General features: G+C 60.9%; 23 protein-coding genes and 1 tRNA gene. 12 read left to right on the top strand and 12 right to left on the bottom strand.

Features of this window, described 5'->3' with window-relative positions; genetic code table 11:
• Nucleotides 1–147 precede the first annotated feature (147 nt).
• Nucleotides 148–1233 carry a nitrogen regulation protein NR(II) gene (glnL, locus tag FQ192_RS13895; RefSeq protein ID WP_149659111.1) on the top strand — a complete coding sequence of 362 codons (1086 nt, stop codon included), beginning with the start codon at nt 148–150 and terminating at the stop codon, nt 1231–1233.
• A complete protein-coding gene (gene ntrC, locus FQ192_RS13890) occupies nt 1230–2666 on the top strand; it encodes a nitrogen regulation protein NR(I) (RefSeq protein WP_149659110.1) in 1437 nt (478 codons plus the stop codon). Before glnL ends, ntrC begins: the two co-directional genes overlap by 4 nt.
• A gap of 558 nt (nt 2667–3224) precedes the next feature.
• Here the strand turns inward: ntrC and FQ192_RS13885 are convergent.
• A complete protein-coding gene (locus FQ192_RS13885) occupies nt 3225–3665 on the bottom strand; it encodes a hypothetical protein (RefSeq protein ID WP_149659109.1) in 441 nt (146 codons plus the stop codon).
• Here FQ192_RS13885 and FQ192_RS13880 point away from each other — a divergent pair.
• Nucleotides 3664–4119 (top strand): tRNA (cytidine(34)-2'-O)-methyltransferase, encoded by a 456-nt coding sequence (locus tag FQ192_RS13880; protein WP_133837827.1) that lies wholly within the window; start codon nt 3664–3666, stop codon nt 4117–4119. The two genes, FQ192_RS13885 and FQ192_RS13880, sit on opposite strands and share 2 nt — an antisense overlap.
• Nucleotides 4120–4314: 195 nt before the next feature.
• Here the strand turns inward: FQ192_RS13880 and secB are convergent, their stop codons facing one another.
• Genes secB through FQ192_RS13865 form a run of 3 tightly spaced genes read right to left on the bottom strand, consistent with a single transcriptional unit; the run spans nt 4315 to nt 5514 of the window.
• Entirely contained in the window at nt 4315–4806 is a 492-nt protein-coding gene (gene secB / locus FQ192_RS13875) for a protein-export chaperone SecB (protein WP_149659108.1), read from the bottom strand.
• Between the two features lie 38 nt (nt 4807–4844).
• Entirely contained in the window at nt 4845–5099 is a 255-nt protein-coding gene (gene grxC, locus FQ192_RS13870) for a glutaredoxin 3 (protein WP_149659107.1), read from the bottom strand.
• A 1-nt stretch (nt 5100) separates the two neighbouring features.
• On the bottom strand, nt 5101–5514 hold the full coding sequence (locus FQ192_RS13865) for a rhodanese-like domain-containing protein (RefSeq protein ID WP_149659106.1): 414 nt from the start codon (nt 5512–5514) through the stop codon (nt 5101–5103).
• Nucleotides 5515–5667: 153 nt separating this feature from the next.
• On the opposite strand from FQ192_RS13865, the gene gpmI reads away from it, so the two are divergent.
• The 4 genes from gpmI (at nt 5668) to FQ192_RS13845 (ending at nt 10770) form a co-directional block, all read left to right on the top strand.
• A complete protein-coding gene (gene gpmI / locus FQ192_RS13860) occupies nt 5668–7197 on the top strand; it encodes a 2,3-bisphosphoglycerate-independent phosphoglycerate mutase (protein ID WP_149659105.1) in 1530 nt (509 codons plus the stop codon).
• Between the two features lie 136 nt (nt 7198–7333).
• The gene (locus FQ192_RS13855) at nt 7334–8629 is read left to right on the top strand and encodes a murein hydrolase activator EnvC (RefSeq protein WP_123402605.1); all 1296 of its coding nucleotides are present in this window, start codon (nt 7334–7336) and stop codon (nt 8627–8629) included.
• A gap of 34 nt (nt 8630–8663) precedes the next feature.
• Complete coding sequence (locus FQ192_RS13850; RefSeq protein WP_149659104.1) at nt 8664–9992, top strand: S41 family peptidase; 1329 nt, start codon at nt 8664–8666, stop codon at nt 9990–9992.
• A 1-nt stretch (nt 9993) separates the two neighbouring features.
• Complete coding sequence (locus FQ192_RS13845; protein ID WP_149659103.1) at nt 9994–10770, top strand: divergent polysaccharide deacetylase family protein; 777 nt, start codon at nt 9994–9996, stop codon at nt 10768–10770.
• A 119-nt stretch (nt 10771–10889) separates the two neighbouring features.
• On the opposite strand, the gene FQ192_RS13835 is transcribed toward FQ192_RS13845, so the two are convergent.
• The 7 genes from FQ192_RS13835 to FQ192_RS13805 form a co-directional block, all read right to left on the bottom strand.
• A complete protein-coding gene (locus FQ192_RS13835; protein ID WP_149659102.1) occupies nt 10890–11645 on the bottom strand; it encodes an ABC transporter substrate-binding protein in 756 nt (251 codons plus the stop codon).
• Between the two features lie 75 nt (nt 11646–11720).
• Nucleotides 11721–12491 (bottom strand): imidazole glycerol phosphate synthase subunit HisF, encoded by a 771-nt coding sequence (gene hisF / locus FQ192_RS13830; protein WP_121731627.1) that lies wholly within the window; start codon nt 12489–12491, stop codon nt 11721–11723.
• Between the two features lie 110 nt (nt 12492–12601).
• Nucleotides 12602–13342: a 1-(5-phosphoribosyl)-5-[(5-phosphoribosylamino)methylideneamino]imidazole-4-carboxamide isomerase gene (hisA, locus tag FQ192_RS13825; protein ID WP_123596631.1), complete on the bottom strand. Its 741-nt coding sequence runs from the start codon at nt 13340–13342 to the stop codon at nt 12602–12604.
• A 100-nt stretch (nt 13343–13442) separates the two neighbouring features.
• Nucleotides 13443–13700 carry a DUF2164 domain-containing protein gene (locus FQ192_RS13820; protein ID WP_008024930.1) on the bottom strand — a complete coding sequence of 86 codons (258 nt, stop codon included), beginning with the start codon at nt 13698–13700 and terminating at the stop codon, nt 13443–13445.
• The gene (hisH, locus tag FQ192_RS13815; protein ID WP_149659101.1) at nt 13701–14339 is read right to left on the bottom strand and encodes an imidazole glycerol phosphate synthase subunit HisH; all 639 of its coding nucleotides are present in this window, start codon (nt 14337–14339) and stop codon (nt 13701–13703) included.
• Nucleotides 14339–14932, bottom strand: a complete 594-nt coding sequence (gene hisB, locus FQ192_RS13810) for an imidazoleglycerol-phosphate dehydratase HisB (protein ID WP_003218037.1) — start codon at nt 14930–14932, stop codon at nt 14339–14341. Before hisB ends, hisH begins: the two co-directional genes overlap by 1 nt.
• A 306-nt stretch (nt 14933–15238) precedes the next feature.
• Nucleotides 15239–16903 carry an OFA family MFS transporter gene (locus FQ192_RS13805; RefSeq protein ID WP_149659100.1) on the bottom strand — a complete coding sequence of 555 codons (1665 nt, stop codon included), beginning with the start codon at nt 16901–16903 and terminating at the stop codon, nt 15239–15241.
• Nucleotides 16904–17235: 332 nt separating this feature from the next.
• On the opposite strand from FQ192_RS13805, the gene FQ192_RS13800 reads away from it, so the two are divergent.
• The 5 genes from FQ192_RS13800 to FQ192_RS13780 all read left to right on the top strand — a co-directional run bounded on the left by FQ192_RS13800 (nt 17236) and on the right by FQ192_RS13780 (nt 21460).
• On the top strand, nt 17236–17640 hold the full coding sequence (locus FQ192_RS13800; protein WP_149659099.1) for an acetyl-CoA sensor PanZ family protein: 405 nt from the start codon (nt 17236–17238) through the stop codon (nt 17638–17640).
• Nucleotides 17641–17716: 76 nt separating this feature from the next.
• The gene (locus FQ192_RS13795) at nt 17717–19948 is read left to right on the top strand and encodes an AsmA family protein (protein ID WP_149659098.1); all 2232 of its coding nucleotides are present in this window, start codon (nt 17717–17719) and stop codon (nt 19946–19948) included.
• Nucleotides 19945–21012, top strand: coding sequence for an A/G-specific adenine glycosylase (gene mutY, locus FQ192_RS13790; RefSeq protein WP_123511222.1), 1068 nt, complete (start codon nt 19945–19947; stop codon nt 21010–21012). The genes FQ192_RS13795 and mutY overlap by 4 nt, the downstream gene beginning before the upstream one ends.
• Nucleotides 21009–21281: an oxidative damage protection protein gene (locus tag FQ192_RS13785; protein ID WP_149659097.1), complete on the top strand. Its 273-nt coding sequence runs from the start codon at nt 21009–21011 to the stop codon at nt 21279–21281. The genes mutY and FQ192_RS13785 overlap by 4 nt, the downstream gene beginning before the upstream one ends.
• Before the next feature lie 103 nt (nt 21282–21384).
• Nucleotides 21385–21460: transfer RNA gene (locus FQ192_RS13780), tRNA-Phe, on the top strand.
• Nucleotides 21461–21726: 266 nt separating this feature from the next.
• Here FQ192_RS13780 and FQ192_RS13775 read toward each other — a convergent pair.
• Entirely contained in the window at nt 21727–22014 is a 288-nt protein-coding gene (locus tag FQ192_RS13775; RefSeq protein WP_149659096.1) for a YceK/YidQ family lipoprotein, read from the bottom strand.
• Between the last annotated feature and the right edge of the window lie 8 nt (nt 22015–22022).

Raw genomic sequence — 22022 nt, 5'->3', positions numbered from 1 at the left:
GAAAGCTGGCAGAACGCCACGCGATCGAGCGCTAAACGCCCGTTTCAGGCCTTAAACGCTTCTTTTCGGAGCTTTGGTTTGGTTTTTGCATTTTCCTCGCATCAGCGCTCAGTTCATGGGCGCGCCCCTGCTCCAAAAGAGGTCCGGATGACCATTAGCGACGCACTGCATCGGCTATTACTCGACAACCTGACCACCGCCACCATCCTGCTCGACGCCGAACTGCGCCTCGAGTACATGAACCCGGCGGCGGAGATGCTCCTGGCCATCAGCGGCCAGCGCAGCCATGGGCAGTTCATCAGTGAGTTGTTCACCGAATCCACCGAAGCGCTGAATTCCCTGCGCCAGGCGGTCGAGCAGGCGCACCCGTTCACCAAGCGCGAAGCGATGCTCACCGCCCTGACCGGCCAGACCCTGACCGTCGATTACGCGGTCACGCCGATCCTGAGCAATGGCGACACGATGCTGTTGCTGGAAGTGCATCCCCGTGACCGCTTGCTGCGCATCACCAAGGAAGAGGCGCAGCTGTCGAAGCAGGAAACCAGCAAGATGCTGGTGCGCGGCCTCGCTCACGAAATCAAGAACCCGCTGGGCGGGATTCGCGGCGCCGCACAATTGCTGGCCCGTGAGCTGCCGGAAGAAAGCCTTCGCGACTACACCAACGTGATCATCGAAGAAGCCGACCGCCTGCGAAACCTGGTGGACCGCATGCTTGGCTCGAACAAGCTGCCGTCCCTGGCCATGTGCAACATTCACGAGGTGCTGGAGCGGGTCAGTCAGTTGGTCGAGGCCGAAAGCCAGGGCTGCATCACCTTGGTGCGCGACTACGACCCGAGCATCCCCGATGTCCTGATCGACCGCGAACAGATGATTCAGGCCGTCCTCAATATCGTGCGCAATGCGATGCAGGCCATCAGCAGCCAGAACGAACTGCGCCTGGGCCGCATCAGCCTGCGCACCCGCGCCATGCGCCAGTTCACCATCGGCCATGTGCGCCATCGCCTGGTGACCAAGATCGAGATCATCGACAACGGCCCCGGCATCCCTGCGGAGTTGCAGGAAACCATCTTCTTTCCCATGGTCAGCGGCCGCCCGGACGGTACCGGGCTGGGCCTGGCCATTACCCAGAACATCATCAGCCAGCACCAGGGCCTGATCGAGTGTGACAGCCACCCAGGCCACACCACCTTCTCGATCTTTCTGCCACTGGAACAAGGAGCCACATCGACATGAGCCGTAGTGAAACCGTGTGGATCGTCGATGACGACCGTTCTATCCGTTGGGTCCTGGAAAAGGCCTTGCAGCAAGAAGGCATGACCACGCAAAGCTTCGACAGCGCCGATGGCGTGATGAGCCGCCTGGCGCGCCAGCAGCCGGACGTGATCATCTCCGACATCCGCATGCCGGGTGCCAGTGGCCTGGACCTTCTGGCGCGGATTCGCGAACAACACCCACGGCTGCCGGTCATCATCATGACCGCCCACTCCGACCTCGACAGCGCGGTGGCCTCGTATCAGGGCGGCGCGTTCGAATACCTGCCAAAACCCTTTGATGTCGATGAAGCGGTGTCCCTGGTCAAGCGCGCCAACCAGCACGCTCAGGAACAGCAAGGCCTGGAAGTCCCGGTCGCGTTGACCCGCACCCCGGAAATCATCGGTGAAGCGCCGGCGATGCAGGAAGTGTTTCGTGCCATCGGGCGCTTGAGCCACTCCAACATCACCGTGCTGATCAACGGCGAATCCGGCACCGGTAAAGAATTGGTGGCCCACGCCCTGCACCGCCACAGCCCTCGAGCGGCGTCGCCGTTCATTGCGTTGAACATGGCAGCGATCCCCAAGGATCTGATGGAGTCCGAGCTGTTCGGCCATGAGAAAGGCGCGTTCACTGGCGCGGCCAACCTGCGTCGCGGGCGTTTTGAGCAGGCGGACGGCGGCACGCTGTTCCTCGATGAAATCGGCGACATGCCGGCGGACACCCAGACCCGTTTGCTGCGGGTGCTGGCTGACGGCGAGTTCTATCGCGTCGGCGGTCATACGCCGGTGAAGGTCGATGTGCGCATCATCGCTGCGACCCACCAGAACCTGGAAACCCTGGTCCACGCCGGGAAATTCCGTGAGGACTTGTTCCACCGCCTCAACGTGATCCGCATTCACATCCCACGGCTGTCGGACCGTCGCGAAGACATCCCGACCCTGGCCAAGCACTTCCTCAGCCGCGCCGCGCAAGAACTGGCGGTGGAGCCGAAGCTGCTGAAAAGCGAGACCGAGGAATACCTGAAGAACCTGCCGTGGGGCGGCAACGTGCGTCAGCTGGAGAACACCTGCCGCTGGATCACGGTGATGGCTTCGGGTCGTGAAGTGCACATCAGGGACCTGCCGCCGGAGTTGCTGAACCTGCCGCAGGACTCGGCGCCGGTGACCAACTGGGAGCAAGCGCTGCGCCAGTGGGCTGATCAGGCACTGGCTCGCGGCCAGTCGAGCCTGCTCGACAGCGCCGTGCCGGCGTTCGAGCGGATCATGATCGAAACCGCCCTCAAACACACCGCCGGCCGCCGCCGCGATGCCGCGGTTTTGCTGGGTTGGGGGCGCAATACCCTGACGCGCAAGATCAAGGAATTGGGGATGAAGGTTGATGGTGGGGATGACGATGAGGCGGAAGAGGGTTAAACAGCCTTTAAATCTTGATCGTTCCCACGCTCCGCGTGGGAATGCAGCCCGGGACGCTCCGCGTCCCAAAGCGGACGCAGAGCGTCCATTGAGGCATTCCCACGCAGAGCGTGGGAACGATCAATCATTGTGTTCGCGGGCCCATCGTGCACCGCCGCAATGCACCGTGAACCGCAATCGCGCACGGCGACCGATCTCAAATCCCGCCTTCCCTCGCAATGAAACCCACATCATAAAAATGGCTAAGCCCCGAATCACGGGGCTTTCAGCGCTTTAACACGACTTTGTGTTTCATTTTATTAAAACCTGGCACGCCCCCTGCAATAGTCCATTCAGTGATTCAGTTCACTACCCGGTTTCGGGGACCTTGGTACAGGCAGGCCGGGGATTCCCCTCTTTACATCGGGCTCACACCGCACTGGCGACGAGCCCAACCCGTTTTGGGGCCCTTGATACAGGCAGGTCAGGGGTTCCTTCTTTACACCGGGACTTGCACGCAATGCGCGAGTCCCTGCCGTTTTGGGAACCTTGGTACAGGCAGGCGGGGGATTCCCTCTTTTATTGCTCCCGGAGATGGATCTCCAGCCGCCAGCGGTCATCGACCTCGCGACCGACCCACTCGCCCAGCAGTGGCCGGGCCGCCACCACCGTCAGCAACAACCCCCCATCACTCAACCGCACGCGCCAGTTCACGTCTTTGCCGTTGACCTTGAGTTGGCCTTTCTGCGCCTTGCCTTCAGCCTCAAACAGCAACGCAACGCTGCCGTCCACAACCTCGCCGTGGGTCTTGGGTTCGTTGTTGAACCACACCACCAACCCATCGCCGGTGACCTCGACCTGCTGCAATTCGCTGGGGTCGGGAGTGGTCAGGCGACCGATCATCAGCCCGACCATCATCCCGACAATCGCCAGCGAACCGATCACCCGCGGGAATAGTTTCGAACGGTTGTCCACGGGCGGCGTAGAATGCCGCTCATCTTTACCTTCGGAGCCGTGCATGTTTCACGTCATCCTTTTCCAACCAGAAATTCCGCCGAATACCGGCAACGTTATCAGGCTGTGCGCCAACAGTGGCTGCCACCTGCATTTGATCGAGCCGTTGGGCTTCGAGATGGACGACAAGCGCCTGCGCCGGGCCGGCCTCGATTACCACGAGTACGCCACCCTGCAACGCCACGCCGACCTCGCCAGCTGCCTGGAAAGCCTGGGCCATCCACGGCTGTTCGCGTTCACCACCAAGGGCTCGCGACCGTTCCATGATGCCAGCTTCGCCGAGGGCGACGCCTTCCTGTTCGGCCCGGAAAGCCGTGGCCTGCCCGCCGACGTGCTCGACGCCCTGCCCGGCGAACAACGCCTGCGCCTGCCGATGCGCGAAGGCTGCCGCAGCCTGAACCTGTCGAACACCGTGGCCGTCGCGGTGTATGAAGGCTGGCGTCAATTGGGTTTCAAGTAACCCTGCGACCTGATCGTTCCCACGCTCTGCATGGGAATGCAGCCCGTGACGCTCCGCGTCACTGGACGCGGAGCGTCCCTAGAAGCATTCCCACGCGGAGCGTGGGAACGATCATTGCGCCGACCCGCCGCCGTTTCATCCCGCCCATGAAAAAAGCGCCTGTTACGGCGCTTTTTTCGTTACGGCATCGAACGCTTATTGCACAGTCGGGGTTTCGCCCGAGGCCTGCATGCGTTGCAGTTCTTGTGCGTACAGCGCGTCGAAGTTCACCGGAGCCAGCATCAGAGCCGGGAACGAACCACGGGTCACCAGGCTGTCCAGGGTTTCGCGAGCGTACGGGAACAGGATGTTCGGGCAGAACGCGCCGAGGGTGTGGCTCATCGAGGCGTCGTCCAGGTTCTTGATCAGGAAGATCCCGGCCTGTTGCACTTCAGCGATGAACGCCACTTCGCCGTTCTCACCGTTTTTCACGGTCACGGACAAGGTCAGCACGACTTCGTGGAAGTCGCCTTCCAGGGCCTTTTGACGGGTATTCAGATCCAGACCGACGCTCGGCTCCCACTGCTGGCGGAAGATCGCCGGGCTTTTCGGGGCTTCGAAGGACAAGTCACGTACGTAGATGCGCTGCAAGGAGAATTGCGGTGCGTTTTCTTCTTCGCTAGCTGCAGTGTTCTGTTGGTCAGTCATCTCAGATCCTTTCTGATCTTGGGTCTTATAGGGAGGCACTAGGCCTTGAGCATGGCGTCGAGCTTACCCGCGCGCTCAAGGGCAAACAAATCATCACAACCGCCGATGTGGCGCTCGCCGATCCAGATCTGCGGCACGGACGTGCGTCCGGCCTTCTGAGCCATCGCGGCGCGCACCTGCGGCTTGCCATCGACCTTGATCTCTTCGAAGGCCACGCCTTTGTTCTCGAGCAGGTACTTGGCTCGCGAGCAGTAAGGGCAGTAATCGCTGGAATAGACGACGACGTTGTTCATCTCACTTCACCAACGGCAGGTTGTCGCCTTTCCAGCTGGAAATCCCGCCGGACAGCTTGGCGGCGTTGAAACCGGCTTTCAAGAGTTCGCGGGCGTGGGTGCCAGCGGTCTGACCTTGGGCGTCGACCAGGATGATGGTCTTGTCCTTGTGCTTGTTCAGTTCGCCGACACGAGCAGTCAGTTTGTCGTGAGGAATGTTCAGCGCGCCAACGATATGGCCGGCGGCGAAATCCTTGGCCGAACGGATGTCGATCACCACGCCTGCGTCCTTGTTGACCAGCCCGGTCAGTTCACCGGTGCTCAGGCTACGACCGCCGCCTTTCATCTCATGGGCGATCAGCAGAGCCAGCAGAACAACGAAAATACCGGCCAGCAAATAGTGGGTGGTGGCAAATGCAATCAGGTGATCAAGCATTTAAGGTGGTTCCAGGGCGTGAAAAGTGGGCCAGTATACACAGCCCCTATGGCGGGCCAAACCCCGTCCGGCGGTGACGCGGTCGGAACTTCGCTTTAAACTGCCACTCCCTTTTCCATCGCCCTCTTTTTAACTCAGCCACGAGTGGAATCCATGACTACCACGCCTAAACCTTTGGTCCTGATTATTCTCGATGGCTTCGGTCACAGTGAGAGCCACGAAGCCAACGCCGTGTACTCGGCCAGGAAGCCCGTTCTGGACCGTCTGTCGGCCACCGTGCCGAACGGCCTGATCTCGGGCAGCGGCATGGACGTCGGCTTGCCCGATGGCCAGATGGGCAACTCCGAAGTCGGCCACATGAACCTCGGGGCCGGTCGCGTGGTGTATCAGGACTTCACCCGCGTGACCAAATCGATCCGCGACGGCGAGTTCTTCGAGAACCCGACCATCTGCGCCGCCGTGGATAAAGCCGTGGCCGCCGGCAAAGCCGTGCACTTCATGGGCCTGCTGTCTGACGGCGGCGTGCACAGCCATCAGGATCACCTGGTCGCCATGGCCGAACTGGCCTTCAAGCGCGGCGCCGAAAAAATCTACCTGCACGCCTTCCTTGATGGTCGCGACACGCCGCCGAAAAGCGCACAGTCGTCCATCGAACTGCTCGACGCGACCTTCCAGGCCCTCGGCAAAGGCCGGATCGCCAGCATCGTCGGCCGTTATTTCGCCATGGACCGCGACAATCGCTGGGACCGTGTAGCCCAGGCCTACAACCTGATTGTCGACGGCAAGGGCGAATTCAACGCCGCCACCGCTCAGGAAGGCCTGCAAGCCGCTTACGAGCGTGGCGAGAGTGACGAATTCGTCAAAGCCACTTCCATCGGCGAGCCGGTGAAAGTCGAAGACGGCGACGCCGTGGTGTTCATGAACTTCCGCGCCGACCGCGCCCGCGAACTGACCCGCGTGTTCGTCGAGGACGGCTTCAAGGAATTCGAACGTGCGCGCCAGCCGAAACTGGCAGGCTTCGTAATGCTGACCCAATACGCAGCCAGCATTCCTGCGCCTTCGGCCTTCGCCGCCGGCAGCCTGGAAAACGTGCTCGGCGACTACCTGGCGAAGAACGGCAAGACCCAACTGCGCATCGCCGAAACCGAAAAATATGCCCACGTGACCTTCTTCTTCTCCGGCGGGCGCGAAGAACCGTTCCCGGGCGAAGAACGCATCCTGATCCCGTCGCCAAAAGTCGCTACCTATGACTTGCAGCCGGAGATGAGCGCCCCGGAAGTCACCGACCGCATCGTCGACGCCATCGACAACCAGCGTTATGACGTGATCGTGGTCAACTACGCCAACGGTGACATGGTCGGCCACAGCGGTAACCTTGAAGCCGCGATCAAAGCCGTGGAATGCCTGGACCTGTGCGTCGGGCGCATCGTCGATGCCCTGGATAAAGTCGGCGGCGAAGCGCTGATCACCGCCGACCACGGCAACTGCGAGAAAATGTCCGACGAAGAAACCCACCAGGCCCACACCGCCCACACCACCGAGCCGGTGCCGTTCATTTATGTCGGCAAGCGTGACTTCAAGGTGCGCGATGGCGGCGTGCTGGCGGACGTGGCGCCGACCATGCTGATGTTGATGGGCCTTGCGAAGCCGGCCGAAATGACGGGCACTTCGATCCTGGTCTGAGCGTAAAAGCCCCTTATAAACAGCCTGAAACGGCTTTTTATGACGAACGCCTCAAAGCAGTTGCCTTTGAGGCGTTTTTTTTGCGGCGCTTGGCGGGCATACTAGGCCGTCCCTTTCCCTGGTGTCGCCCGCCTCTATGCTTCGCGTCCTGATAGCCCTTGCTCTGACTTGCCTGCTCCAACCGGCCTTTGCTGACGAGCGCGCGCAAACCCAACAACAGTTGGACGCCACGCGTCAGGACATTGCCGAGCTGAAAAAACTGCTGGGCAAGCTCCAGGAAGAAAAATCCGGTGTGCAAAAGGATCTCAAGGGCACCGAGACCGAGATGGGCAAGCTGGAGAAGCAGGTCGACGCTCTGCAAAAAGAGCTGAAGAAAAGCGAATCCGAGCTGCAGCGACTCGATGGTGAGAAAAAAAAACTCCAGAGCGCGCGCATTGAACAGCAGCGACTGATCGCCATCCAGGCCCGCGCGGCCTATCAGAATGGCCGTCAGGAGTACCTGAAACTGCTGCTCAACCAGCAGAACCCGGAAAAATTCGCCCGCACCCTCACCTATTACGACTACCTGAGCCAGGCCCGCCTGGAGCAGCTGAAGAATTTCAACGAAACCCTGCGCCAACTGGCCAATGTCGAAAAAGACATCTCCATGCAACAGGCGCAGTTGCTGGTGCAGAAAAGCAGCCTCGACAGCCAGCGCGACGAACTCGACAAAGTTCGCCAGGAGCGGCAGAAAGTCCTGGCCAAGCTCAACGACGACGTCAAGGCGCGCGATCAGAAGCTCGCCACCCGCGAGCAGGATCAGGCAGACCTGTCTAAAGTCCTTAAAACCATTGAAGAAACCCTGGCCCGTCAGGCCCGTGAGGCAGAAGAAGCGCGGCAAAAAGCGCTGATCGCCCAGCAGGAAGCCGAAAAAAAGCGTTTACGTGAGGCTCAGGAACAGGCCGATGCCAACACTGATGCCCCACGCAAACCGCCTAAATCGACACCCGGCGCGCTGGTTTCAAGTTCAGGCGAAACCTTCGGCGGCGCATTTGCGTCAGCCCGCGGCAAACTTCCATGGCCGGTTGATGGTCGACTGTTGGCGCGCTTCGGCGAAAGCCGCGGCGATGATGCCCGGACCAAGTGGGATGGGGTGATGATCAGCGCCTCCGCCGGCAGCCAGGTGCATGCCGTGCACGGTGGTCGCGTGGTGTTCGCCGATTGGTTGCGCGGCGCGGGGCTGCTGGTGATTCTGGACCACGGCAACGGTTTCTTGAGTCTTTATGGTCACAACCAGACGCTGCTCAAGTCTGCGGGTGATGTGGTTAAAGCCGGTGAGTCCATCTCCACTGTCGGTAACAGCGGCGGGCAGGACACACCGGCGCTGTATTTCGCAATTCGTCAGCAGGGTCACCCGAGTGATCCGGCGCAATGGTGCCGCGCGCAAGGATAGGCGTTGAGTCACCTACATTAGGAGTTCGTTCGACATGCTGCATTTGTCCCGCCTTACCTCGCTGGCCCTGACGATCGCCCTGGTGATCGGCGCGCCTCTGGCGTTTGCCGCTCAGCCTGCCCCGGCAACGGCGCCAGCGCCTGCACCTGCGGGCACGGCTGCGACCACCAAGGCGCCATTGCCTCTGGACGAGTTGCGCACCTTTGCCGAGGTCATGGACCGGATCAAGGCTGCCTATGTCGAACCGGTCGATGACAAGACCCTGCTGGAAAATGCCATCAAGGGCATGCTCAGCAACCTCGACCCGCACTCCGCCTACCTGGGCCCGGAAGATTTCGCCGAGCTGCAGGAAAGCACCAGCGGCGAATTCGGTGGGCTGGGCATCGAAGTCGGTGCCGAGGACGGTTTCATCAAAGTGGTGTCGCCGATCGATGACACCCCGGCCTCCAAGGCCGGCATCCAGGCTGGCGACTTCATCGTCAAGATCAACGGCGCCCCGACCCGCGGCCAGAGCATGACCGAAGCCGTGGACAAGATGCGCGGCAAGATCGGCCAGAAAATCACCCTGACCCTGGTCCGCGATGGCGGCACACCTTTCGACGTGGTGCTGACCCGCGCCACCATCCAGGTCAAGAGCGTCAAGGCGCAGCTGCTGGAATCGGGCTACGGCTACATCCGTATCACCCAGTTCCAGGTCAAGACCGGCGAAGAGGTCTCCAAGGCCCTGGCCAAGTTGCGCAAGGACAATGGCAAGAAGCTCAACGGCATCATCCTCGACCTGCGCAACAACCCGGGCGGCGTGCTGCAAGCAGCAGTGGAAGTGGTCGATCACTTCATCACCAAGGGCCTGATCGTCTACACCAAAGGCCGCATCGCCAACTCCGAGCTGCGCTTCTCCGCCACCGGCAAGGACGAAAGCGAAGCCGTGCCGATGGTCGCACTGATCAACGGCGGCAGCGCCTCGGCTTCGGAAATCGTCGCCGGCGCCTTGCAGGATCAGAAACGCGCAGTGGTCATGGGCACCACGAGTTTCGGCAAAGGCTCGGTACAAACCGTGCTGCCGCTGAATAACGACCGCGCCCTGAAGATCACCACGGCGCTGTATTACACGCCGAACGGTCGCTCGATCCAGGCCCAGGGCATCGTCCCGGACATCGAAGTGCGCAAGGCCAAGATCACCAACGAGCAGGACGGCGAGTACTTCAAGGAAGCCGATCTGCAAGGTCACTTGGGCAATGGCAACGGCGGCGCCGACAAGCCGACGTCCAGCAGCAAAGCCAAGGCGATGCCGCAGGATGACGATTACCAACTGGCCCAGGCCCTGAGCCTGCTCAAAGGGCTGAGCATCACCTCCGGCCGCTGAGATGCGCCTGCGGTTGATCCTCGCTCTGGTGTGCTGCCTGGCGGGTGCTGCTCACGCAGAACCCGCCAAGCCGACGCCACACAAGGCTTACCTGACACTGATCATCGATGACCTGGGGCAAAACCTGCCCCGGGATCGTCGCGTGCTCGCCCTGCCCGGCCCGGTGACGACGGCGATCATGCCCGACACACCCCACGCCGCCGAATTCGCCCGCGAAGCTCATCGCGCCGGCAAAATCGTCATCCTCCACATGCCCATGGACCCGGCCACCGGCCCGTTCGCCTGGCACCCCGACCTGCCTATCGAAGAGCTGGAAAAACGCCTCGACTCCGCGTTCAAGGCTGTGCCGTACACCGCCGGCATCAACAACCACATGGGCAGCCGCATGACCGCGCAACAACCGGCCATGGCCTGGCTGATGGCGGACTTGCAGCGCCGGCACAAATTCTTCGTCGACAGCCGCACCAGCGCGCAAACCGTGGGCGCGGCTGAAGCACAGAGGATCGGATTGGCGAGCGTTTCACGGGATGTGTTTCTCGATGACGAACGCACGGAAGCGGCGATCTTCACTCAGCTACAGACGGCGATCAGCCTCGCGCACAAACAGGGTTCGGCGGTGATGATCGGGCATCCATATCCGCAGACACTGGCGGTGCTGGAACGTGAGTTGCCGAAGCTGAAGGCTCAGGGGATTGACTGGATCAACATCAAAATGATGATCAGTGTGCGCAGCAATCGGGCGACGGCTGCGCATGGAAAAGATGGCGTGTACCGCTGAAACACGATCGTTCCCACGCTCTGCATGGGAATGCAGCCATGGATGCTCCGCGTCCACTGTGACGCAGAGCGTCACGGGCGGCGTTACCACGCGGGAGCGTGGGAACGGGCAGCCAATAGTCAGAGATACTTCGCCATGATCTCGTCAACCACGCCTTCCTTGCGCAGCTGGTCCAGCGCCGCTTGCAGCTTGGCCACGGTCTCATCCGGCACCTCTTTATTCAGCGCCAGATACAACTCGGCGCTGTTGAAGCGCAGTACGGTCTTGAGCCCGGTCACGCCGTCCTGGCGGGCCAGATAACGCCCGGCCGGGTCGCCGGTGGCCCACAGGTCAATCTGGCCGCTGACCAGTTTTTTGGCATTGTCCTGATCCCGTAGCACCACAATCGGCTTCAAGCCTTGCTTGGCCAGGGTCTCGGCAATCGCGTCGCCCTTGTAGGCGCCGATCTTGTACTTGCGCGCCTGCTCCAGGGTATCGAGGGTGATCTTGCTGTCAGCCTTGGCCAGCATGATCCAGTCATCCGGGCCGATGGGGCCGACCCACTTGAAAAGCTTTTCGCGATCCGGCAGCCGCGCCATGACAAACACGCCGTAACCGGGTTTTTCCAGGGCGATCTTATAGATGCGCTCCCAGGGGAAACGCAGGGTCAGGCTGTAGGTGATGTTGGCGCGTTTGAACATCTCGCGGACGATGTCCACGGCGATGCCATTGATGTTCTCGTCCTGAGCGAAGTTTTTGCCGTTCTTCGCCATGTTGTAGGGCGGGAAGTTTTCCGTCAGCAGCACCAGGTCGGTGGCGGGACTTTCTTCGGCGCGGGCTGCGTTGATGAGCAACAGAGAAGCGCTGGCGAGGACAAGAAGAAAACGTTTGAGCATGTCGGGCTACCGAAATCCATGGCGTGCCCAAGAGTGCCCTGAGCCCGCCATGCTGTCCACTGGCCTGTATGGGTTTTAGCGCATCACGATGCCGCGATGGGCCATGTAAGCCTTGGCTTCCTGCACGGTGTATTCGCCGAAGTGGAAAATACTCGCCGCCAGCACCGCACTGGCGTGGCCTTCGATAATGCCGTCAGCCAGATGTTGCAGGTTACCGACACCGCCGGAAGCGATCACCGGAATGCCCAGCGCATCGCTGATCGCACGGGTAACACCCAGGTCGAAGCCGTTCTTCATGCCATCCTGGTCCATGCTGGTCAGGAGGATTTCACCAGCGCCCAGGCCTTCCATCTTCTTCGCCCACTCGACGGCGTCGAGGCCGGTCGGCTTGCGGCCACCGTGGGTGAAGATTTCCCAGCGAGGGGTTTCGCCCGGCAGTGACACCTTCTTCGCGTCGATGGCGACGACGATGCATTGCGAGCCGAAATGCTGCGCCGCTTCGCCAACGAATTCCGGGTTGAACACGGCGGCGGTGTTGATCGACACCTTGTCCGCGCCGGCATTCAGCAAGTTGCGAATGTCCTGCACGGTACGCACGCCACCGCCCACGGTCAGCGGGATAAACACCTGGCTGGCCATGCGCTCGACGGTATGCAGCGTGGTGTCGCGGCCATCGACGCTGGCGGTGATGTCGAGAAAGGTAATCTCATCGGCACCCTGCTCGTCGTAGCGACGGGCGATTTCCACCGGGTCACCGGCGTCGCGGATGTTCTCGAACTTCACACCTTTGACGACCCGGCCGTTGTCCACGTCCAGGCAAGGGATGATGCGTTTGGCTAACGCCATGGGCTTAATCTCCGATTAAGAGTTGCAAGCTTGGAGCTTCAAGCTGCAAGACAGAGCAGATCACTGCCGCGCTCTAACTTGCAGCTCGCAGCTTGCAACTTGAAGCTGCTTTATCTGGCCGCGTAGCCATCACAAAAGGCTTGGGCTTCTGCAACATCAAGCGTGCCCTCATAAATCGCGCGGCCGGTGATCGCGCCGATGATGCCCGGCGCCTTGGCGTCGAGCAGCGACTTGATGTCACCGAGGTTGTGAATGCCACCGGACGCGATCACCGGAATGCGCGTGGCAGCGGCCAGCGCGGCGGTGAACGGTACGTTGCAGCCCTGCATCATGCCGTCTTTGGCGATGTCGGTATAAACGATCGCGGACACGCCGTCGGCTTCAAACTGCTTGGCCAGGTCGATCACCTGGATGGTGCTGATTTCAGCCCAGCCGTCGGTGGCGACGAAACCGTCTTTAGCGTCGAGGCCAACGATCACCTTACCCGGGAATGCGCGGCACGCTTCAGCGACGAAGGCCGGATCTTTCACGGCTTTGGTGCCGATGATCACGTAGCTCACGCCCGCTTTCACGTAGTGCTCGATGGTTTCCAGGGAGCGGATACCGCCGCCGATCTGGATCGGCAGGTTCGGGTAGCGCTTGGCGATGGCTGTGACCACTTCGCCGTTGACCGGCTGGCCTTCGAAGGCGCCGTTCAAATCGACCAGATGCAGACGACGGCAACCGCCCTCCACCCACTTGGCGGCCATGCTCACCGGGTCATCGGAGAACACCGTGGAATCTTCCATGCGGCCCTGGCGCAGACGAACACAGGCACCGTCTTTAAGATCGATAGCGGGAATAATTAGCATGCTTTTCCTTCGTCAAAGAGCTGCAAGCTGCAAGCCATAAGCTGCAAGCGCGCACGCGTGTCTACTTCTTGCAGCTTGCAGCTTGAAGCTTGCCGCTGCCCTAATTCTTCTCAAGCGCCCACAGGTCGCTTTCGATGCTTTCGAACCTTTCTTTAAGGTGCGTCTGCACATCGAAAATCGCTCTGTTGTAATAGTGCGGCGCAATTTCGCGGGTAAACAGCTCAAGGATTTCAGCCGCTTCGAACGAACCCAGGTCCAGTTCGAAGCGATCCTCCATAAAGCGCTTGATCTTGTGATTGGCCTCGTTCTCCTGTTCGGGAGTGAGGGTCAGGATCGGCGGCTTCTTCTTGACGGCCATTTACCAGCGACCATCCCACGCGGCGAAGTTCTGCAGCAATTGCAGGCCATGGGTATGGCTCTTCTCCGGGTGGAACTGCACGGCGAAACGCGAGCCATCGGCCAGCGCTGCGGCGAAATCGACACCGTAGTGACCGCCACCCACCACTTGCCGCGCATTGCCTGCAGCGATGTAGTAGCTGTGCACGAAGTAGAAACGCGCCAGGTCCGGAATGTTGTGCCACAGCGGGTGACTCACCGTCTGCTTCACTTCGTTCCAGCCCATGTGCGGGACTTTCAGGTGTTCACCGTCTTCATGCAGGTCTTTGCCGAAGAACTTCACCGCGCCAGGGAACAGGCCGATGCAGTCCACGCCGTCGTTCTCTTCACTGCTGTCGAGCAGGGCTTGCATGCCCACGCAAATGCCGAGGAACGGACGGTCCTGGCTGACTTCACGCACCAGAGAATCGAAGCCCAGGCGACGGATCTCCGCCATGCAATCGCGAATCGCGCCGACGCCGGGGAATACCACCCGGTCAGCTTCGCGAATCACAGCGGCATCGCTGGTGATCAACACCTTGCCGGCACCGACGTGCTCGAGGGCCTTGGCCACCGAGTGCAGGTTGCCCATGCCGTAATCGATAACCGCGACCGTCTGCATTACAGAACGCCCTTGGTCGACGGCATTTGTCCGGCCATGCGGTCATCCAGCTCGACCGCCATGCGCAATGCGCGGCCGAAAGCCTTGAACACGGTTTCGATCTGGTGGTGGGTGTTGGTGCCACGCAGGTTGTCGATGTGCAGGCTGACGAGGGCGTGGTTGACGAAGCCCTGGAAGAATTCCTGGAACAGGTCCACGTCGAAGCCGCCAACGGTGGCGCGGGTATAGGGAACGTGCATCTGCAGGCCAGGACGGCCGGAGAAGTCGATCACTACGCGCGACAGCGCTTCATCGAGCGGCACGTAGGCGTGGCCGTAGCGACGGATGCCTTTCTTGTCGCCGATGGCTTTGGCAAAGGCCTGACCCAGGGTGATACCGACGTCTTCCACGGTGTGGTGGTCGTCGATATGCAGGTCGCCCTTGCTGACAATATCCAGGTCGATCAGCCCGTGACGGGCGATCTGGTCCAGCATGTGCTCAAGAAAAGGAACACCGATATCAAATCGGGCCTTTCCGGTGCCATCCAGGTTGATCGAGGCTTTGATCTGGGTTTCCAGAGTGTCGCGCTCGACTGACGCCTTACGTTCGGCCATCACCAGCTCCGCAAAATCATTGGGCGAAAAAGGCAGCCATTATAGGGGCGCGGGGCCGAAACAGAAACACGAGAGGTGATATGGCTGACGGACAGACCCCAACGGTGCCGGGGATATACCTGTAATGACATGTAGGAGCGAGGCTTGCCCGCGAAGACGGTATGCCAGACATACCTTATCGCTGATCGCTCCCACGCTCTGCGTGGGAGTGCAGCCCCGGACGCTCCGCGTCCACTTCGAAAGTGATGCAGCGCGTCACGGGAGGCATCCCCACGCGGAGCGTGGGAACGATCAGGTGCAGAGAACTTAGTGGAACAGAACCGCCGTCTTCTGCAGGGTCACCCACACACCCCACGCCAACGGAATCCCCACCACCAGCCACGCCGCAACCGCCAAAGGCTTGCTGCCCGGCGCCGCTTTCCACTCCAGCACGGTGCTGCTGTCAGCACCCTTGTCGTGGCCCAGCGCTTGTTCGGCAGCCAGTTCAGCGTCGGTCATGAAGTACTTGTCGGCCACCGGACGCACCAGCAGGTTGCACAGGAAACCCAGCACCAGCAGGCCCGCGAGGATGTACAACGTGATGTCGTAAGCCGCGGCACGTTCAACGCCGATGCTCAGTTGATATTCACGCAGGTAGTTCACCAACACCGGACCCAACACGCCCGCCGCCGCCCACGCCGTCAGCAGACGACCGTGGATCGCGCCGACCATTTGCGTACCGAACAGGTCCGCCAGGTAAGCCGGAACGGTCGCAAAACCACCGCCGTACATCGACAGGATGATGCAGAACGCCGCCACGAACAGCGCGACGTTGCCCAGGTGACCCAGGTTCGGGATCAGCGCGTACAGGGCAAAGCCCAACGCAAAGAACACGAAATAGGTGTTTTTACGACCCAGGTAGTCGGAGAACGAAGCCCAGAAGAACCGGCCGCCGATGTTGAACAGACTCAGCAAACCGGTGAAACCGGCGGCAATCGCCGCGATCGAGGCCAGTTGCCCGGCGTCCAGCTTGCCAAATGGCAGGTCGACACCGATCAATTTGCCGCCGAACACTTCCTGCAACAGCGGCGAAGCCATGCCGAGGATGCCGATACCAGCCGATACGTTCAGGCACAGCACCAGCCACACCAGGCGGAATTGCGGGGTTTTCCACGCGACGTTCACGTGAACGTGGCGATGAGTGATCATCGCGTTCGACGCTTTTTTCGCCGGAGCGGTCCAGCCTTCAGGCTTCCAGCCAGTAGGCGGAACGCGATAGGACAGTGCGCCGCCGATCATGAACACGAAGTAGATCGCGGCCATCACCAGGAAGCTCTGCCATACGCCCACGCCCGTTGGCGAAGCGAAGTGACTCATCAGTGCCGCCGCCAATGGAGCGCCCACCATCGCGCCGCCACCGAAGCCCATGATCGCCATGCCGGTCGCCATGCCGCGCTTGTCCGGGAACCACTTGATCAGGGTCGACACTGGCGAGATGTAGCCCAGGCCCAGGCCGATACCGCCAATGACCCCGGAGCCGACCCACATCAGCCAGATCTGGTGGGTATAAATCCCCAGCGCCGAAATCAGCAGGCCACCGCACCAGCACAGTGCCGATACAACACCGGCCTTGCGCGGACCCGCATGCTCCAGCCAGCCACCCCAGATCGCTGCCGAGCAGCCAAGGAAGATGAAGAACAAGGTGTAGATCCAGCCGAGCATCGAGATCGGCCAGTCACATTGGGACGAGAAGATTTGTGAGATGAAGCTCATGTCCGGCGCACAAGCGACCGGAGCGGTGACGCCCAGGGCCTTGGACAGCGGCAACCAGAACACCGAGAAGCCGTAGGCCATGCCGATGCAAAGGTGGATGGCCAACGCGGCCGGTGGTACCAGCCAACGGTTGAAACCGGGCTTGGCGATGATGCGTTCCTTGGACAGGAACGCGGGCTGGCCGGCGATGACGCCGTCCGCCGTGATGCTCGTGCTCATTGTGTATCCCCCAATTATTAGTATGGTTCGCCAGCCACTCCTCACCCTCAGCCTTATATGCACGCAGGCATGACCTTTTTCTTGGGTGAAGCTCCATTTGGGCGCGACGTTACGTCGCAGAAGGACGGACGAACGTGGAGAGGTTACCATTTGCTCGTGACAGAAAAACCAAACTGACATCACCTTTTCTATGTCATCTGATCTCTTTCTTTTGCAGGAGCTGCCGAAGGCTGCGAACTTTTGATTTTTTTGTAACCGACGAAAGATCAAAAGATCGCAGCCTTCGGCAGCTCCCACAGGTCGAAATCTGTACCCATCTGACAGGAGCCGCCATGCCGATAATAGTCGAGCCGTTGACTGAAGCCACTTATCAGGATCAACAAGACCTGCAGAAGATCTACCGCGACGCACCGGACTGGCTGTTTGCGCCGTTTGCCGGCGAGGTGCAGTTGATCGAAGGCTGCCTGGGCGACGGTTCGCTGATCGCCGGGCGCTTCAACGATCGGTTGCTGGGCGCCGCACGCCTGCAACGCCAATCGGACGTCTGGCACCTTTCCCAAATTTGCGTACGAAAAATCACCCGACGCCGTGGCGTGGCGGAGCGCCTGGTGAACGAAGCGCAAAAAATGGCGTCGCAGTCGGGCGCAACTTTGCGCCTGCTGGCGCCCGCCGGGCATCTGGAAGCCCAGGCACTGGCAGCCAAACTGAACGTGCCGCTGGACGTGCTGCCCATATGAACTGACCGGTCGTCAGTTTCGGAGCGCTATACTCCCCGGCTAAATTTCGAATTCGACTAACTACAAGGACTCGCCCATGAAAGCGTTCGGCAAAATCCTGGGTCTGGTACTTCTCGGGCTGTTGCTGATCATTGTGGCGCTGGGCTTTGCCCTGACCCACCTCTTCGATCCCAACGACTATAAAGACGAGATTCGCCAGATTGCCCGCGACAAGGCCCACATCGAGCTGACGCTCAATGGCGACATCGGTTGGAGCCTGTTCCCGTGGCTGGGCCTGGAATTGCACGAAGCCAGTGTCGCGACCCTGGTCAAACCCACCGAACCGTTTGCAGACTTGCAGATGCTCGGCCTGTCCGTGCGCGTGCTGCCACTGCTGCGCCGTGAAGTGCAGATGAGCGACGTACGCGTCGAAGGCCTGAACCTGCGCCTGAACCGTGACAAGGATGGCCACGGCAACTGGGAAGACATCGGCAAAGTCCCGGCCCCGGCCACTACTGGCGCGACCCCGCCTGCCGTTGCCGCTGGCGAACCGGCCCCGGAAGCGCCCGTCGTCGCGGAAAAACCGCCGCAGCCGATCCGCCTGGACATCGACAGCCTGACCGTGAACAACGCGCGGGTTGAATACAACGATGAAAAAACCGGCAAGATCTACAGCGCCGAAAGCATTCAGATGAGCACCGGCGCGGTCCACGACTCGACCAATATTCCGCTCAAACTCACCGCATTCCTGTCTTCCAACCAGCCGGCGCTGCGCGTGCGTACCGAGTTGAACGGCGAGTTGCGCATCGCCCGCGCCCTCCAGCGTTACCAGTTCGAAGACATGAAACTGTCGGGCGAAGTCACTGGCGATCCGCTGCAAGGCAAGACCATGACCTTCGCCGCCCAAGGCCAGTTGTTGCTGGATAAAGCAGCCAACGTCGCCGAATGGACCGGGATCAAGATCTCCGCCAACCAGTTGCGCGCGCTGGGCGAGCTGAAGGTCAACGACCTCGACAAGACCCCGCAAGTCAACGGCGGCCTGTCGATTGCCCAGTTTGACCTGGCCAAATTCGTCGACAGCATCGGCCAGAAACTCCCGGCCATGGCCGAGGGCAGCCTGAGTAAAGTCGAGCTGGTCAGCCGTCTCTCCGGGACGCCTACCAGCCTGGCGTTCGACAACATCAACCTGAAAGTCGACGACAGCAGCTTCAGCGGCCGTATCGCCATCGAGGATTTCGCCAAGCAATCGCTGCGCGCGATCCTCAAGGCTGACACGTTCAACGTCGATCGCTATCTGCCGCCGAAATCCGCCGCAGCCAACAGCGCGACGCAAGTGCGCCAGGCTGAAGTGGCCAGCACCGAGGCCGATGCCATGGCGGGCGCGGGCAGCACGCCGCTGCCGCCCTCACCGACCAAAGGCGCGTGGAGCACCGAGCGCCTGTTGCCGGTGGAGCGCCTGGCCAAACTCGATGTGGATGCCGACCTGACGTTCGGCCAACTGACCCTCGACAAACTGCCGATCCAGAACGCTGCGCTCAAGGCCACCGGCCAGGGCGGCCTGCTGACCCTGGAGAACCTGCGGGGTGACTTGTACAACGGCAACTTCGAAGCCAAGGGCACCCTCGACGTGCGCCAGCCCGTGCCCGCACTGAGCATGCAAACCCGCATCACCAAGGTGCCGGTGGAAAAAATCCTTGAAAGCCAGGGCAAAAACCCGCCGGTCAAAGGCCTGGTGACGCTCAACAGTGCGCTGACCGGTAGCGGCAATAGCCAGAGCGCGCTGATCGAAACGCTCAACGGCAACGCCAGTTTCGTCATCAACAATGGCGTGCTGCTCAACGCCAATCTTGAACAACAGCTGTGCAAAGGCATCGCCACCCTGAATCGCAAAACCCTCAGCGGCGAACCCCGGGGCAAGGACACGCCATTCCAGGAACTCAAGGGCAACCTGACCTTCCGCAACGGCGTGGCGAGCAATCCGGACATGAAAGTGCGCATTCCCGGCATGACCGTCAATGGTGACGGCGACGTCGATCTGCGGGTGCTGGGCATGGACTATCGCGTCGGCATCCTCGTCGAAGGCGACACCAGCGCCATGCCTGATCCGGCCTGTCAGGTCGGCGAGAAGTTTGTCGGCATCGAATGGCCGCTGCGCTGCCGTGGTCCACTTGAACTCGGGGCCAAGGCTTGCCGCGTGGATAACGAACGCATGGGCCAGGTCGCCGCCAAACTGGCGGGCGAGAAACTCAGCGACAAGATCGACGAGAAGCTCGGGGACAAAGTCAGCCCTGAACTGAAAAACGCGTTGAAGGGGCTGTTCAAGCGATGAGAGCCGAGCAGTTTTCATCGGCGGTGCTGGATTGGTACGACCGCCACGGCCGCCACGATTTGCCCTGGCAACAGGGCATCACCCCGTATCGGGTGTGGGTCTCGGAAATCATGCTGCAACAGACCCAGGTCAGCACCGTGCTGAATTACTTCGACCGGTTCATGGCTTCGCTGCCGACGGTCGAGGCCCTGGCCGCCGCGCCGGAAGACGAAGTGCTGCACCTGTGGACGGGCCTGGGTTACTACACCCGTGCGCGCAATCTGCAGAAGACCGCGAAGATCGTCGTTGCCGAACATGGCGGTGAGTTTCCCCGGGATGTGGAAAAACTGGTCGAGTTGCCGGGCATCGGGTTGTCCACGGCCGGCGCCATCGCCAGCCTGAGCATGGGCCTGCGGGCACCGATCCTCGATGGCAACGTTAAACGCGTGCTGGCGCGCTTTACCGCGCAAGAGGGTTATCCGGGTGAGCCGAAGGTCGCCAAACAGCTCTGGGCGAACGCTGAGCGCTTTACGCCCCATGATCGGGTCAACGCCTACACCCAGGCGATGATGGACCTGGGCGCCACGCTCTGCACCCGCAGCAAACCGAGTTGCCTGCTCTGCCCGCTGGAAAAGGGCTGCGAAGCGCACATGCTCGGCCTGGAAACCCGCTACCCGATCCCCAAGCCACGCAAAGCCGTACCGCAGAAGCGCACGCTGATGCCGATGCTCGCCAACGGCGAAGGCGCGATTCTGCTTTACCGTCGCCCTTCCACGGGCTTGTGGGGTGGTTTGTGGAGTTTGCCGGAGCTCGACGACCTCGACGACCTGCAACACCTGGCCACCCAGCACTCGCTGGAACTGGGCAGCCAACAGGCGTTGCCGAGCCTGGTGCACACCTTCAGCCACTTTCAATTGTCCATCGAACCCTGGCTTGTCCAGGTCCAGGAGGCAGGCCATCACGTGGCCGAGGCCGACTGGCTCTGGTATAACCTCGCCACCCCGCCGCGCCTGGGCCTTGCCGCCCCGGTCAAAACCTTGCTCGAACGCGCGGCCGCCGTATTGAACGCAGGAGAGTCGTCATGACCCGCACCATCATGTGCCGCAAGTACAAAGAAGAATTGCCCGCCCTGGCGCACGCGCCGTTCCCGGGCGTAAAAGGTCAGGACATTCTTGACCACGTTTCCGCCAAGGCCTGGGCCGACTGGCAGAAACACCAGACCCTGCTGATCAACGAAAAACGCCTGAACATGATGAACGCCGAAGATCGCAAATATCTGCAGGGCGAGATGGACAAGTTCTTTTCCGGCGAGGAATACGCCCAGGCCGAAGGCTACGTTCCGCCGGCTGAATAATCCCGATTTTTCGGGGGTCGGAACGTAAGCGACGGTAATAATTAAAATTTTTTTGAAAACTTTCTTGACGACCCCCTGAAAAACCAGTTTAATGCGCCCCGTTGCCCAGATAGCTCAGTCGGTAGAGCAGGGGATTGAAAATCCCCGTGTCGGCGGTTCGATTCCGTCTCTGGGCACCAAATACCGAAAACCCTGAATCGCAAGATTCAGGGTTTTTTTATGCCTGCGATTTGATCCGGTGCGGTTTCTGCGTTCGAACGGACGTGCTGGTTGCTGATTGCCAGGCACAGCATCAGCGCCCTTGGTTTGCTTGCCACGGGAACAGCAGCGTTCTGGCTGCGCAGAATCGTGATGGCGCCGTCGGACGAGCCAAACGCAAACAGCCTCGTCGATTAGCCCGGCCAGCCTCCTGACGCGCCACAGGACGCGTCAGATTAAGGTTGCGTCATAACGTGTTGACGTAATCCACTGGCAGCAACACGGTGTCCAGCGCGGCATCCACCGGCAGGGACACCACCGTGATGAGCGGACACACAATCATGAAGTAGCAAATGACCGCCTCCGGCATACCGCTGCTACCGCCGCCCCTGGCGCCCAGCAGGTGGAGATCGCCATCAACGCCTTTGTAGTAATTTTCTTCCGATGCGCCATTCAGTCGGCCCATCAGCGTTCCACAACCGGCGAGCACCAGAGCAAGGCTCACCACAGAACCCACGCGTAAAATCCGTTTCAAATCCAGCA

The sequence above is a fragment of the Pseudomonas sp. ANT_J12 genome (assembly GCF_008370045.1).
GTDB lineage: Bacteria > Pseudomonadota > Gammaproteobacteria > Pseudomonadales > Pseudomonadaceae > Aquipseudomonas.
This window is presented reverse-complemented; position numbering and strand designations above follow the sequence as displayed.

Excerpts from the sequence above, each read along its gene's own strand:
- FQ192_RS13785 (WP_149659097.1), top strand. The coding sequence starts at position 21,009 with ATGACCCGCACCATCATGTGCCGCAAGTACAAAGAAGAATTGCCCGCC.
- FQ192_RS13805 (WP_149659100.1), bottom strand. The coding sequence starts at position 16,903 with ATGAGCACGAGCATCACGGCGGACGGCGTCATCGCCGGCCAGCCCGCG.
- hisA (WP_123596631.1), bottom strand. The coding sequence starts at position 13,342 with ATGCTAATTATTCCCGCTATCGATCTTAAAGACGGTGCCTGTGTTCGT.
- FQ192_RS13820 (WP_008024930.1), bottom strand. The coding sequence starts at position 13,700 with ATGGCCGTCAAGAAGAAGCCGCCGATCCTGACCCTCACTCCCGAACAG.
- hisB (WP_003218037.1), bottom strand. The coding sequence starts at position 14,932 with ATGGCCGAACGTAAGGCGTCAGTCGAGCGCGACACTCTGGAAACCCAG.
- FQ192_RS13885 (WP_149659109.1), bottom strand. The coding sequence starts at position 3,665 with ATGCACGGCTCCGAAGGTAAAGATGAGCGGCATTCTACGCCGCCCGTG.
- FQ192_RS13795 (WP_149659098.1), top strand. The coding sequence starts at position 17,717 with ATGAAAGCGTTCGGCAAAATCCTGGGTCTGGTACTTCTCGGGCTGTTG.
- FQ192_RS13855 (WP_123402605.1), top strand. The coding sequence starts at position 7,334 with ATGCTTCGCGTCCTGATAGCCCTTGCTCTGACTTGCCTGCTCCAACCG.
- hisH (WP_149659101.1), bottom strand. The coding sequence starts at position 14,339 with ATGCAGACGGTCGCGGTTATCGATTACGGCATGGGCAACCTGCACTCG.
- FQ192_RS13835 (WP_149659102.1), bottom strand. The coding sequence starts at position 11,645 with ATGCTCAAACGTTTTCTTCTTGTCCTCGCCAGCGCTTCTCTGTTGCTC.
- FQ192_RS13850 (WP_149659104.1), top strand. The coding sequence starts at position 8,664 with ATGCTGCATTTGTCCCGCCTTACCTCGCTGGCCCTGACGATCGCCCTG.
- grxC (WP_149659107.1), bottom strand. The coding sequence starts at position 5,099 with ATGAACAACGTCGTCGTCTATTCCAGCGATTACTGCCCTTACTGCTCG.
- mutY (WP_123511222.1), top strand. The coding sequence starts at position 19,945 with ATGAGAGCCGAGCAGTTTTCATCGGCGGTGCTGGATTGGTACGACCGC.
- gpmI (WP_149659105.1), top strand. The coding sequence starts at position 5,668 with ATGACTACCACGCCTAAACCTTTGGTCCTGATTATTCTCGATGGCTTC.
- hisF (WP_121731627.1), bottom strand. The coding sequence starts at position 12,491 with ATGGCGTTAGCCAAACGCATCATCCCTTGCCTGGACGTGGACAACGGC.
- FQ192_RS13800 (WP_149659099.1), top strand. The coding sequence starts at position 17,236 with ATGCCGATAATAGTCGAGCCGTTGACTGAAGCCACTTATCAGGATCAA.
- secB (WP_149659108.1), bottom strand. The coding sequence starts at position 4,806 with ATGACTGACCAACAGAACACTGCAGCTAGCGAAGAAGAAAACGCACCG.
- FQ192_RS13865 (WP_149659106.1), bottom strand. The coding sequence starts at position 5,514 with ATGCTTGATCACCTGATTGCATTTGCCACCACCCACTATTTGCTGGCC.
- glnL (WP_149659111.1), top strand. The coding sequence starts at position 148 with ATGACCATTAGCGACGCACTGCATCGGCTATTACTCGACAACCTGACC.
- ntrC (WP_149659110.1), top strand. The coding sequence starts at position 1,230 with ATGAGCCGTAGTGAAACCGTGTGGATCGTCGATGACGACCGTTCTATC.
- FQ192_RS13845 (WP_149659103.1), top strand. The coding sequence starts at position 9,994 with ATGCGCCTGCGGTTGATCCTCGCTCTGGTGTGCTGCCTGGCGGGTGCT.
- FQ192_RS13880 (WP_133837827.1), top strand. The coding sequence starts at position 3,664 with ATGTTTCACGTCATCCTTTTCCAACCAGAAATTCCGCCGAATACCGGC.